Here is a 12509-nt window from a genome sequence, read left to right on the forward strand (position 1 = left end):
ACATTATTTTGATAACAATTAGCTGTATTTTTTTGCCACATATCAGGGTATTGGATGTAATCATTTTTAAGTCGGTTGGCTATATTCGCCAGATCTTAACCCCATTGAGCATAAATGGGCACAAGCAAAAAGCAAAAAAAGAGAGAGTGGTTGCGATACAGAGATTTTGTTCTCAGTCCATATGGTGTAATCAAAATTAAGTCGCTTGGCTATATCAACTACGCCAATAGAGGTACTTCGCGCCGCGTCGCTTTTCATGCTGCGCAGCATCAAGTAGAATGGCCCTACTCGAAGACCATACTAATGTCGGCATTACTCTTGACGGCATTTATTCAAGAATGACCCAATGACCCTGCTTGCGCTTGGTATCAACCACAAAACCGCTCCAGTATCACTCAGGGAACGTATCGCGTTTTCCCCTGATGCGCTGGGGGATGCTTTGCACAGCCTGCTTGCGCAGCCGTTGGTGCAGGGTGGGGTTGTGCTGTCTACCTGCAATCGTACTGAACTGTATCTCAGTGTCGATGAGCGGGAGAACCAGCGCGAACAGGTGGTCGAATGGCTGTGCCAGTTCCACCACCTGAACCCTGATGAACTGAAAAACAGCCTCTACTGGCATCAGGATAATGCGGCGGTTAACCACCTGATGCGTGTTGCCAGCGGATTGGATTCGTTGGTGCTGGGCGAGCCAGAAATTCTTGGGCAGGTTAAAAAAGCCTTTGCCGAATCCCAACGCGGTCACTCTCTCTCCAGCGAGCTGGAACGCTTGTTCCAGCGTTCGTTCTCAGTGGCAAAACGGGTGCGCACGGAGACGGATATCGGCGCCAGTGCGGTGTCGGTGGCGTTTGCTGCCTGTGCGTTGGCGCGGCAGATTTTTGAATCACTGGTGGGTGTTACCGTGCTGCTGGTCGGTGCGGGAGAAACTATTGAACTGGTGGCGCGCCATTTACGCGAACATCAGGTGAAACGCATGGTGATTGCCAATCGCACCCGCGAACGCGCGCAAGTCCTTGCCGCAGAAGTGGGCGCTGAAGTGATAACGCTGGGCGAACTGGACGACTATCTGGCTCAGGCCGATATCGTGATCAGCTCCACCGCGAGTACGCTGCCGATTATTGGAAAAGGCATGATGGAAAGGACGCTGAAAGCGCGACGTAACCAGCCAATGCTGATGGTGGATATCGCCGTGCCGCGCGATATCGAGCCGGAAGTGGGTAAGTTACCCAACGTTTATCTATATAGCGTGGACGATTTGCATGCCATCATTCAGCACAACATGGCGCAACGTCAGGCCGCAGCGGTGCAGGCTGAATCCATCGTGCAGCAAGAATCTGCCGATTTTATGGCCTGGTTGCGTGCTCAATCTGCGGTGGAAACCATTCGAGAATACCGTTCACAGGCAGATGCGATTCGCGCGGAAATGACGGCGAAAGCGCTTGCAGGCATTCAGCAAGGCAATGACGTCGAAGCGGTGCTGGACGCGTTAACCTCTCGTCTCACTAACCGCCTCATTCATGCGCCTACCGCCGCGTTGCAGCAGGCTGCCCGCGATGGCGATTTGAACCGATTACACATTTTACGCGACAGCCTTGGGCTGGACTAGCACCCCTCCATTCTTAGTTGACAGGAATTAACAGCACGCATGAAGCCTTCTATTGTTGCTAAACTGGAAGCGTTACAAGAACGTCACGAGGAAGTACAAGCCCTGCTGGGTGAGCCGAGCGTTATCTCCGATATGGAGTGCTTTCGGGCGTTATCTCGCGAATATGCCCAGTTGGCGGACATCACGCGCTGTTTTCAACGCTGGCAGCAGGTGCAAGAAGACAGTGAAACCGCAGAATTGATGCTGAACGATGCGGAAATGCGCGATATGGCGCAAGAAGAATTAAAACAACTGAAGATTGACGGTGAGGCGCTGGAACAGCAGCTTCAGGTGCTGTTATTGCCGAAAGATCAGGACGATGAGCGCGGTTGCTTCCTTGAAGTACGTGCAGGCACCGGCGGTGATGAGGCCGCACTGTTTGCGGGCGATTTGTTTCGCATGTACAGCCGTTATGCTGAATCGCGCCGCTGGCGAGTGGAAATTATGAGTGCCAGCGACGGTGAGCATGGCGGCTATAAAGAGGTGATCGCCAAAGTGAGTGGCGATGGTGTTTATGGACAGTTGAAATTTGAGTCGGGCGGCCACCGCGTGCAGCGCGTGCCTACCACAGAATCGCAGGGGCGTATTCACACCTCAGCCTGTACGGTTGCGGTAATGCCCGAGGTGCCCGAAGCGGAAACCCCCGATATCAATTCGGCGGATTTGCGTATTGATACCTTCCGTTCTTCCGGTGCCGGTGGTCAGCACGTTAACACCACCGACTCAGCTATTCGTATCACCCACTTACCGACCGGGATTGTGGTCGAATGTCAGGATGAGCGTTCCCAACACAAAAACAAGGCGAAGGCAATGTCGGTGCTGGTTGCACGTATACGCTCAGCAGAAGTGCAAAAACGTCAGCAGGAAGAAGCATCGACGCGTCGTAACCTGTTAGGCAGCGGCGACCGTTACGATCGTATCCGCACGTATAACTTCCCGCAGGGGCGCGTGACCGATCACCGCATTAACCTGACGCTTTACCGATTGGATGAAGCGATGGAAGGCAAGATGGATATGCTGATCCAACCCGTGGTGCAAGAGTATCAGGCAGATCAGCTGGCTGCGCTGTCTGAGCAGGAATAATGGATTACCGCACTTGGGTGGCAACGGCGCTACAGCAGCTGACCCACAGTGAAAGCCAGAAGCGTGACGCAGAAATTCTGCTGGAACATGTTACGGGCAAAGGGCGCACGTTTTTGCTGGCGTTTGGCGAAACATTGCTTGATGACGCGCAGCTTCAGCGCCTGTCGGCGCTGCTGGCCCGTCGCATCAATGGTGAGCCAGTGGCTTATTTGACGGGCACCCGTGAATTTTGGTCTCTGCCACTGGCTGTCTCCCCGGCAACGCTGATTCCACGTCCAGACACTGAGTGCCTAGTGGAACAAGCGTTGCAATGCATGGCGCAGTTCAGTGCTCCGACGGTGCTGGATTTGGGCACTGGAACTGGGGCGATCGCGCTGGCTTTGGCGAGCGAACGCCCGGATTGCACCGTGACCGGGGTTGACGTTCAGCCGGACGCGGTGACATTGGCACAACGCAATGCGGCGACATTGCAATTGCCCAATGTGCAATTTCTGCATGGTAATTGGTTTGAACCGGTCGCGCCCACGCGTTTTTCCGTGATTGTCAGCAACCCGCCTTATATCGATGCCGAAGATATCCACCTGTGTGAAGGGGACGTGCGCTTTGAACCGCTCAGCGCACTGGTGGCTGCCGAAGGTGGACTGGCTGATTTGCGCTGGATTATCCAACAGGCTCCGCAACATTTGAAAAATACGGGCTGGTTACTGTTAGAGCACGGTTGGCAGCAAGGTGAACCAGTGCAGCAGTTGCTGCAACAGCGCGGTTTTGAGCAGGTTGCCACCTGCAGCGATTATGGTGGTAACGAGCGCGTGACGCTGGGGCAGTGGCCTGCGGCAGAGGGAGATGCCTGATGTCGTACCACGCCGTTGTTCTCACGGTGCACGTGCTTACCGCTGTTGTAACGATTGGCCTGTTTGTGACACGTTTTTATTGGCTGTGCCGCCACTCTCCCGCGTTGCAACAGCGCTGGGTCAGGGTAGTGCCGCACATTAACGATACGCTACTGTTAGCGAGCGGTATTGCACTGATCGTTATCAATCGCTTTTATCCTTTCTCTGTGCAAGAAAGCTGGCTGACGGCGAAGCTGTTTGGCGTTATCATTTACATTTTACTGGGACACATCGCGCTGGGTCGACGCCAACGCAGCCTGAGTCTGCGTTGGGTAGCGTTTATCCTTGCTTTGGTGTGTTTCTTTCTGATTGCACAGGCAGCAATCACTAAACTCGCATTTCTGATGGAATAACTATGAGTTCTATTGCGGATTTTGAATTCAATCAGTCGCCGTTAAGTGAAGGAGTTATTTTAGTTTCACAGAGAGTGCGAAGTGACTTCTCCGCCCTGAATGTACGCAAGAAACTGCAACAGTTGGTTGATGAAGCGCGTAAAACCATTCCCCGCGATCTGGATCAGGATCAGCAACTGGATATGTTGTTGATGCTTTTTTACCACATCTGGGGATTTGGCGGTGCCAGTGGCGTTTACCGTTTATCGGATGCGCTGTGGTTAGATAATGTGCTGGAATCCCGTCAGGGAATGCCAGTATCGCTGGGAATTGTGTTCCTGCATATCGCTCACGCCTTGGATCTTCCCATGATGCCGGTGATTTTCCCGACGCAGTTGATCCTGCGCGCGGACTGGATGGATAACGAGATGTGGCTCATCAATCCGCTCAATGGCGATACCCTGAGCGAACATGTACTGGATGTGTGGCTTAAAGGTAACATTGGCCCGTCTACGCAGCTGATGGATGAAGATCTGGACGAAGCGGAAAACGTGCTGATTGTTCGCAAATTGCTTGATACGTTAAAAGTGGCGCTGATGGAAGAGAAGCAGATGGAACTTGCGCTGCGGGCCAGTGAAGCAGTGCTGCAATTCGATCCGGAAGACCCTTATGAAGTTCGCGATCGCGGCTTGATCTATGCACAATTGGACTGCGACCATATCGCGGTGTCTGATTTAAGCTACTTCGTGGAACAGTGCCCTGAAGATCCGGTCAGTGAAATGATCAAAGTGCAAATTCACTCGATAGAGCAAAAACATATTGTATTGCACTAACGCATTTTTTAATGTTAATCACTTCGATAAGGTAACAGCATGAAGAACAAAGTGGTCAAGGTTGGTGATATTCCTGTTGCCAACGACGCGCCTTTTGTCCTGTTTGGCGGTATGAATGTGCTTGAATCGCGCGATCTCGCCATGCGTATTTGTGAACATTACGTCACCGTAACGCAAAAACTGGGCATTCCCTACGTGTTCAAGGCCTCCTTCGACAAGGCTAACCGCTCCTCCATTCACTCTTATCGTGGGCCGGGTCTGGAAGAGGGAATGAAGATCTTCCAGGAACTGAAACAGACCTTCGGTGTGAAGGTGATAACGGATGTGCACGAAGCACAGCAGGTGCAGACCGTCGCCGATGTGGTGGATGTGATCCAGCTACCGGCGTTTTTGGCGCGTCAAACCGATCTAGTTGAGGCTATGGCAAAAACCGGCGCGGTGATAAACGTGAAAAAACCGCAGTTTATCAGTCCAGGACAAATCGGCAATATCGTTGACAAGTTCAAGGAAGGTGGCAACGAGCAGGTAATTTTGTGCGATCGTGGCAGCAACTTTGGTTATGACAACCTGGTGGTGGATATGTTGGGTTTCAACGTCATGAAGCAGGTGTCTGGCGGCTGCCCGGTGATTTTTGACGTGACTCACGCATTGCAATGTCGCGATCCTTTCGGTGCGGCCTCCGGTGGTCGTCGTGGTCAGGTCACTGAGCTGGCACGAGCAGGCATGGCGGTTGGTTTGGCGGGGTTGTTTATTGAAGCACATCCGGATCCGGCCAACGCGAAATGCGACGGTCCGTCTGCATTGCCGCTGAATAAGCTGGAACCCTTCTTGCAGCAAATTAAAGCGATTGATGATCTGGTCAAACAGTTCCCGGAACTGGATACCAACAACTGATTATTCGCGTTTAATTATCCGCTCTAAAAGCCGATTCTCGCCTACCATAGTCATTCCCGCGAAAGCGGGAATTTCGTGCAGAAGAAACGCATTTATTCTCACAGAGCTCCCCAGCTTTCGCCGGGGATGACAAGGGGTAAAGTGACTTTTGGGATGGGAATCTGCACTTCAGTAAAAAATTACAACACGCGGTTATTTATACAGATCCGCGCTGATGGTCATATTGCTGCCTTTGTTAAACCACTGCTTGGTAATGTGGTAGTACTTGGCACCCTTGTCGGCGGCACGTTTTGCCACGGCTTCTGACACATCTGTCGTTCCGTTGAAGTTGCCACGGAAGGTGATGGAGTCGAAGGGGGTCATCTGTGCTGCGGTGGCCTTGTTTAATTCCTGAATACTTTTGCCATCGGCCAAATTCACTGTATAGCGTCCGCCTTTAGATGTCTGTGTTTCGTAGAAATTACCCACGTTACGGCTCGGGCTGCCAGACATGGCAACGCCGGGGATTTCCACTTTAGCCGCCGCTTCAGCACCTGCGGCTAGGGCTGCGCGGCCCGCGTCAGAGTCAGCGGGGATCACATCAGTGCTCTGCACCACACGTTTCGGCGCATCGGCTTTATAGACATAAGCGGTGATCTTCTGGTTAGTGCCAGTGCTGTTGATATCGATCTGGCGCACGATAAAGAAAGAGGCGGCATTCTTCTCTTTAGCGGCTTTGGCGATGGCAGCATTGATGTCAGGCTGGGTAGAGAAATACCCGCTGACCGATACGGTATCAAACGGCTCAAGATGGTAAGCATCATATTGTGGCAGTTCGCGAATGCCATCAAAGGTGCGCTGTACCGGAGTAGCATCCGCTTTCGGTGCCTCTTTATGGTACAGGTCGACATAAACCGTCTGACTGTTGCCTCGGTTTTGTTCGTTGATCGCCTGAATGTAAAACGCATCAGCTCCGGCTTTGTCAGCACGTTTTGACGCTTCAGCCACCGCGTCAAAAATGGCGTCAAAACGGCCACTAAAAGAAATTCGATCGAACGGTTTTACCGCAGCAGCCTGCTCGGGTGTCAATTCCTGTGCCGCGTGTGCAGAAAAAACCGAGAGAGAGAGGAGGGTAGACGCGATAACGCGAGTCTTCAGCTTCATAAAAAATCCTTTCGCCTGACGCATGGAAGGTTGCGACAAAAAACGTCATCACCTGATGACACAACGTGGTGCCGATTATGGCACGTAATCAGCGCGTTCGCCTCAGCATTTTGTCTGGCGGCAGCGTATCGTCAGGGGGTGAAGCATTCGCGGCACAAAAAAGGGAATAATACCCATTAATGATAATTTGCGTGCGATAAGTGAGATTTATAAGGATTTTCAGTAATAACAACCTTGTAACAAGCGAGTTTTGTGAATTACCGCTAAATACGTTTTGGAAGATAATGAGAGTTATTATCAAATCTGGTGTATGGCGATAGGCTACGTTCCGCTCTGATGCTTCGTGAATCTGTTCTCCATCCTTAAATTGGACGTTGCTTACAACCAGGGTCAGCAGGTCAAATCCTCTTAGTCGGTTCCAGCTTTTTTGAGCAGACTGGAGCAGCTTAAATACCATTGACAGGGTTGTTTCTCTCGAACCACCGTTCTTCGCGCCTCTGCTTCGTAGCCTCACAGTCGCAAAAGCCGATTCAATCGGATTTGTCGTTCTTATTGACGCCCAGTGCTCTGACGGGAAGTCGTAGAATGCCAGCAGTTCTTCTCGAGCTTTCTCCAGCTTCTTCATCGCTGCAGGATACTTCGCTGAAAACCTTGCCAACAAAACATCAAAGGCTTCATTAGCGGCATCGCGGCTCTCTGCTAGCCAAACCTCCCGCAGCTCAGCCTTAACTTTCGGTTGCATGGCTTTGGGGAGTGAAGCCAACACATTAGCGGTTTTGTGCACCCAACAGCGTTGGTTCTGCGGAGACCTGTAGGGTAGACTTTTTCATGGGGTATCATCTCTCTGTTGTTGAAATCATCTGTTGAAATCATCCACAAAATCAATCAGCAGGATACGCCACCCTCCCCGAAACCCCGTACACCAGAAATGAGCATAACTCGATAATGATAAAAACAAGGTAGATAGCGGCGGCTTTTCTCCTGAACTCGAGCCATTCGCCGAAATTTGCTAAGCATTTGCAGGAAAGTGATTTTATATATGGATCATCGATCACATTTTCAGTAGGTTATACCCGTGATCATTGAAGATGCTTGATTTTACGCGGTAAGAAGATCATGCTCACCCACTATGAAGATATTTATTACCGACAAGCAAAAAGCCGAACTCGAACACCTTCATGACACCAGTCGTGATAAGCGTGTTTGTGATCGCATCAAAGCCGTCCTGCTGGCCTTCGAAGGCTGGAGCTCTGCGATGATTGCGCAAGCTCTGCGTCTGCACGAAACGACGGTAAACCAACATATCAACGATTACGTCAACACTCGCAAACTTAAACCTGAAAACGGTGGGTCTGCAAGTCGGCTTTGTGCTGAAAAGACTGCGCTCTTAATCAGCTATTTATCTCAACATCTCTTCCATCATACCCACGACATCGTGGCTTATGTCGAACATCGCTGGGCTATCCGATTCGGTATTCCCGGCATGAACAAGTGGTTGCACCGTCATGGTTTCTCCTACAAAAAACCGGCGGGCGTCCCCCATAAATTCAGTGAAAAAAATCAGAAGCATTTCATTGAATATTATGAGAATTTAAAGAAAACAGCCGGCAATGAGCCGATTCTGTTTATCGATGCGGTTCATCCGACACAAGCCACAAAGCTCAGTTATGGATGGATACGAAAAGGGCATAAAAAGTCAGTTAAAACAACGGGAAGTCGAATCCGTCTGAATATACTGGGTGCGCTGAATCTGAGCGATATCGGCGGTACGGTTATTCACGATTACAAAACAATTAATGACTACAACATTGCTCGTTTTTTCATTGAGATACGCAAACGTTACCCTGATTACCGACAGAGAATCCATGTAATACTGGACGGTGCGGGTTATCACCGAGCCCAATTGATTAAGGATTGGGCCTTTGTCGTGAACATAGAGCTTCACTATTTACCGCCTTACAGTCCGAATCTGAACGCGATAGAACGCCTGCGGAAAGTGATGAATGAACATGCACGGAATAATCGCTATTTTGAAAACACCCGCGATTTTCGGGATGCAATATTCAATTTTTTCACCAATACGCTACCAGAAATAGCGGACTCGCTGACGTCCAGAATTCACGATTGTTTTCAGGTGCTCAAACCTGCATCTTGAGGTTTATTGGGTATATATGTCATTGCCTTGTGATTGTTGATAACAGAACGTTGCGCAAGCATTGCCGGGCAACCGAGTTATCAGGTGGGGTGACAATAAAAACTTCGTATAATAAGCGATAGGGAATCAGTATGCGTATTGGTATACCAAAAGAATGGTTGGCCAATGAAGCGCGTGTCGCAGCAACGCCGAAAACGGTGGAACAGTTGCTGAAACTCGGCTTCGAGGTCTCAGTAGAACGTGACGCGGGCAAATTGGCCAGTTTCGACGATGCCGCTTATGCCGCTGCGGGTGCAGCGATTGCGGAACCGGCGGATGTCTGGCAATCCGATATCATTTTCAAAGTTAACGCGCCGTTGGAGGATGAAACGGCGTTGTTGCATGCAGGCAGCACGCTGGTGAGTTTTATTTGGCCTGCTCAGAATCCGGCATTGCTGGAAAAACTGGCAGAGCGGCAGATCACCGTGATGGCAATGGATTCCGTGCCGCGTATTTCTCGTGCGCAATCCTTGGATGCCTTGAGCTCCATGGCCAATATTGCCGGTTACCGCGCCATTGTGGAAGCAGCCCATGAGTTTGGCCGCTTCTTCACCGGTCAGATTACCGCTGCGGGTAAAGTACCGCCCGCCAAAGTGATGGTGCTCGGTGCGGGCGTTGCCGGGCTGGCCGCTGTCGGTGCAGCAGGCAGCCTAGGCGCGATTGTGCGTGCGTTCGACACCCGCCCGGAGGTTAAGGAACAGGTGCAGAGTATGGGCGCCGAATTCCTTGAGCTTGATTTTGAAGAAGAAGCGGGCAGCGGTGATGGCTATGCCAAAGTGATGTCCGAAGCCTTTATCAAAGCGGAAATGGAACTGTTCGCCGCGCAGGCGAAAGACGTCGACATTATTGTGACTACCGCCTTGATCCCTGGCAAACCGGCACCGCGCCTTATCACCAAAGAGATGGTGTTGAGCATGAAGCCGGGCAGCGTAATTGTCGATCTGGCGGCACAAACCGGTGGCAACTGTGAACTCACTGTTGCCGATCAGGTGACTGTCACTGAGAACGGTGTGAAAATTATCGGTTACACAGATTTACCGAGCCGTTTACCGACACAATCTTCACAGCTGTATGCCACTAACCTGGTTAACTTGTTGAAACTGTTGTGCAAAGAGAAAAACGGTACCATCACCGTTGATTTCGATGACGTTGTGATCCGTGGTGTTACCGTGGTGAAAGAAGGGGATGTCACCTGGCCGGCACCGCAGATTCAGGTTTCTGCTCAACCGCAACAGGCCAAGACGGCCGCTGCTGCGCCAAAAGTAGAAGCGACACCGCCTTCACCGTGGAAAAAATACGCGTTTATGGCCTTGGCTATTTTGTTGTTCGGCTGGCTGGCCAACGTGGCTCCGAAAGAATTTTTATCGCATTTCACCGTGTTTGCGTTGTCGTGTGTGGTGGGCTACTACGTGGTGTGGAACGTCAGTCATGCGTTGCATACGCCGCTGATGTCCGTTACCAATGCGATTTCGGGCATTATTGTGGTGGGGGCGCTGTTGCAGATCGGTCATGGTGGATGGGTGTCGTTCTTCTCCTTCATTGCCGTACTGATCTCCAGCATCAATATATTCGGTGGTTTCACCGTCACCCAGCGCATGCTGAAAATGTTCCGTAAAAACTAAGGGGTAACACATGTCTGGAGGATTGGTTACAGCTGCATACATTGTTGCCGCTATTTTGTTTATTTTCAGTCTGGCAGGGCTGTCAAAACATGAAACATCACGTCAGGGGAATATCTTTGGCGTTACCGGGATGGCGATTGCGCTGATTGCCACCATTTTCGGGCCGAATGCCGTAAACGTTGGCTGGATTATTGCTGCGATGGCGATCGGTGGTGCTGTCGGTATCTACTTGGCGCGTAAAGTCGAAATGACTAAAATGCCGGAGTTGGTTGCCATTCTGCACAGCTTCGTTGGTCTTGCTGCGGTATTGGTTGGGTTTAACAGCTTCTTGGATCACTGTGAAATCACTGATCCGGTGATGGTCAATATCCATCTGACGGAAGTGTTCCTCGGCATCTTTATCGGTGCGGTAACCTTTACCGGTTCCGTGGTGGCCTTCGGTAAACTGCGCGGCATTATTTCATCCAAGCCACTGATGCTGCCGCGTCGCCATAAGATGAACCTGGCCGCGCTGGTCGTGTCGTTCCTGCTGCTGTTGTGGTTTGTGAATACCGGCAGCGTGGCAGGACAGAGCATTGCTCTGCTGTTCATGACCGCCATTGCACTGGTGTTCGGTTGGCATCTGGTGGCATCCATCGGTGGTGCTGACATGCCTGTGGTGGTGTCGATGCTGAACTCCTATTCCGGTTGGGCGGCGGCGGCGGCGGGCTTTATGCTCAGCAACGACCTGCTGATCGTTACCGGTGCGTTGGTCGGTTCTTCGGGTGCGATTCTCTCTTGCATCATGTGTAAGGCGATGAACCGTTCATTCTTCAGCGTCATTGCCGGCGGATTCGGTACCGATGGTTCTTCTACCGGCGCCAGCGAAGAAGTGGGTGAATACCGTGAAGCGTCGGCAGAAGACGTCGCGGAACTACTGAAAAACTCCACTTCGGTCATCATTACGCCGGGATACGGCATGGCGGTAGCACAGGCGCAATATCCGGTGCATGACATCACGGTCAAATTGCGTGCACGTGGCATCAAAGTGCGTTTCGGTATCCACCCGGTTGCTGGGCGTTTGCCGGGCCATATGAACGTGCTGCTTGCGGAAGCCAAAGTGCCTTATGATGTAGTGCTGGAAATGGACGAGATCAATGACGATTTCTCCGATACCGATACCGTGCTGGTCATTGGTGCTAACGATACGGTGAACCCGGCGGCACAGGAAGAGCTGAGTAGTCCGATTGCTGGTATGCCCGTGTTGGAAGTGTGGAAAGCACAGAACGTTATTGTGTTTAAACGTTCTATGAACACCGGTTATGCCGGGGTGCAGAACCCGCTGTTCTTCAAGGAAAACACCCAAATGCTGTTTGGCGATGCCAAAGAAAGCGTAGAAGCGATCCTGAAAGCGTTGTAGCAGGTTTATGACATGGCGTGTTAGTTAATAAGGGCAGGGGAAATCCTGCCCTTTTTTATGTGTGCCGGGCATGCCCGACAGCTTGGGGGTGAAAGTCTCCTGTACAGCCTGATGGTGGCGAAGGACTAGCGAAGTGCAAGGGTGTCATCGCGAGGTGGGGTCTGAAGGAAGCGTGGAGCAAAGCCATGACCTGACGAACAGAAACCTGATACAAGGCTCATCCGATCGGCAGAGCGAGCATATGATCGCGAAGGCCATAACCATCAAGGGTCGAGTGAGTAAATCAGGCAGGTGTGTGGTGAAGGGGGGCGGGTTTACCCCGGGAGGTCTGCATAGCGTCCTGCATTCAGGACTGAGCTCATCGTGAGGTGCGCTGATCGCTATGCAGAAGTCAGCAGAGGGCGTAGGGGAAACCTGAAGGCCCGAACAGTGATGAGTGGCGAGTATCGCCGGAGGTTCTGAACGGTCATGCAGCAG

The 12509-nt window shown here is 51.5% G+C and carries 12 protein-coding genes and 1 pseudogene; 11 read left to right on the forward strand and 2 right to left on the reverse strand.

What is annotated here, in order from left to right; all coding sequences use genetic code 11:
* Positions 1–8 precede the first annotated feature (8 nt).
* Genes ACD630_RS14225 through kdsA form a run of 8 tightly spaced genes read left to right on the forward strand, consistent with a single transcriptional unit; the run spans position 9 to position 5674 of the window.
* Positions 9–200, forward strand: a complete 192-nt coding sequence (locus tag ACD630_RS14225; RefSeq protein WP_430359431.1) for a hypothetical protein — start codon at positions 9–11, stop codon at positions 198–200.
* The gene (locus ACD630_RS14230) at positions 115–342 is read left to right on the forward strand and encodes a hypothetical protein (RefSeq protein ID WP_430359432.1); all 228 of its coding nucleotides are present in this window, start codon (positions 115–117) and stop codon (positions 340–342) included. Before ACD630_RS14225 ends, ACD630_RS14230 begins: the two co-directional genes overlap by 86 nt.
* Before the next feature lie 4 nt (positions 343–346).
* Positions 347–1603: a glutamyl-tRNA reductase gene (hemA, locus tag ACD630_RS14235; RefSeq protein ID WP_430359433.1), complete on the forward strand. Its 1257-nt coding sequence runs from the start codon at positions 347–349 to the stop codon at positions 1601–1603.
* 39 nt (positions 1604–1642) lie between these two features.
* Positions 1643–2725: a peptide chain release factor 1 gene (prfA, locus tag ACD630_RS14240; RefSeq protein ID WP_430359434.1), complete on the forward strand. Its 1083-nt coding sequence runs from the start codon at positions 1643–1645 to the stop codon at positions 2723–2725.
* Positions 2725–3576: a peptide chain release factor N(5)-glutamine methyltransferase gene (gene prmC, locus ACD630_RS14245; protein ID WP_430359435.1), complete on the forward strand. Its 852-nt coding sequence runs from the start codon at positions 2725–2727 to the stop codon at positions 3574–3576. The genes prfA and prmC overlap by 1 nt, the downstream gene beginning before the upstream one ends.
* On the forward strand, positions 3576–3968 hold the full coding sequence (locus ACD630_RS14250) for a SirB2 family protein (RefSeq protein WP_430359436.1): 393 nt from the start codon (positions 3576–3578) through the stop codon (positions 3966–3968). Before prmC ends, ACD630_RS14250 begins: the two co-directional genes overlap by 1 nt.
* A gap of 2 nt (positions 3969–3970) precedes the next feature.
* Positions 3971–4780: an invasion regulator SirB1 gene (gene sirB1 / locus ACD630_RS14255; protein ID WP_430359437.1), complete on the forward strand. Its 810-nt coding sequence runs from the start codon at positions 3971–3973 to the stop codon at positions 4778–4780.
* Between the two features lie 39 nt (positions 4781–4819).
* Complete coding sequence (kdsA, locus tag ACD630_RS14260; RefSeq protein ID WP_430359438.1) at positions 4820–5674, forward strand: 3-deoxy-8-phosphooctulonate synthase; 855 nt, start codon at positions 4820–4822, stop codon at positions 5672–5674.
* Positions 5675–5866: 192 nt separating this feature from the next.
* On the opposite strand, the gene ydgH is transcribed toward kdsA, so the two are convergent.
* Both ydgH and ACD630_RS14270 read right to left on the reverse strand, forming a co-directional pair.
* Positions 5867–6817, reverse strand: coding sequence for a DUF1471 family protein YdgH (gene ydgH / locus ACD630_RS14265; protein WP_430359439.1), 951 nt, complete (start codon positions 6815–6817; stop codon positions 5867–5869).
* Positions 6818–7136: 319 nt separating this feature from the next.
* Positions 7137–7631, reverse strand: a pseudogene (locus tag ACD630_RS14270) (transposase); the annotation flags it as partial.
* A gap of 315 nt (positions 7632–7946) precedes the next feature.
* Here ACD630_RS14270 and ACD630_RS14275 point away from each other — a divergent pair.
* From ACD630_RS14275 to pntB, 3 genes are all read left to right on the forward strand, one after another.
* The gene (locus ACD630_RS14275; protein ID WP_430359440.1) at positions 7947–8972 is read left to right on the forward strand and encodes an IS630 family transposase; all 1026 of its coding nucleotides are present in this window, start codon (positions 7947–7949) and stop codon (positions 8970–8972) included.
* A gap of 131 nt (positions 8973–9103) precedes the next feature.
* On the forward strand, positions 9104–10633 hold the full coding sequence (pntA, locus tag ACD630_RS14280) for a Re/Si-specific NAD(P)(+) transhydrogenase subunit alpha (RefSeq protein WP_430359441.1): 1530 nt from the start codon (positions 9104–9106) through the stop codon (positions 10631–10633).
* A 10-nt stretch (positions 10634–10643) separates the two neighbouring features.
* On the forward strand, positions 10644–12032 hold the full coding sequence (gene pntB, locus ACD630_RS14285) for a Re/Si-specific NAD(P)(+) transhydrogenase subunit beta (RefSeq protein ID WP_430359442.1): 1389 nt from the start codon (positions 10644–10646) through the stop codon (positions 12030–12032).
* Positions 12033–12509: the final 477 nt, after the last annotated feature.

The sequence above is a fragment of the Symbiopectobacterium sp. RP genome (assembly GCF_050472005.1).
Classification (GTDB): domain Bacteria; phylum Pseudomonadota; class Gammaproteobacteria; order Enterobacterales; family Enterobacteriaceae; genus Symbiopectobacterium.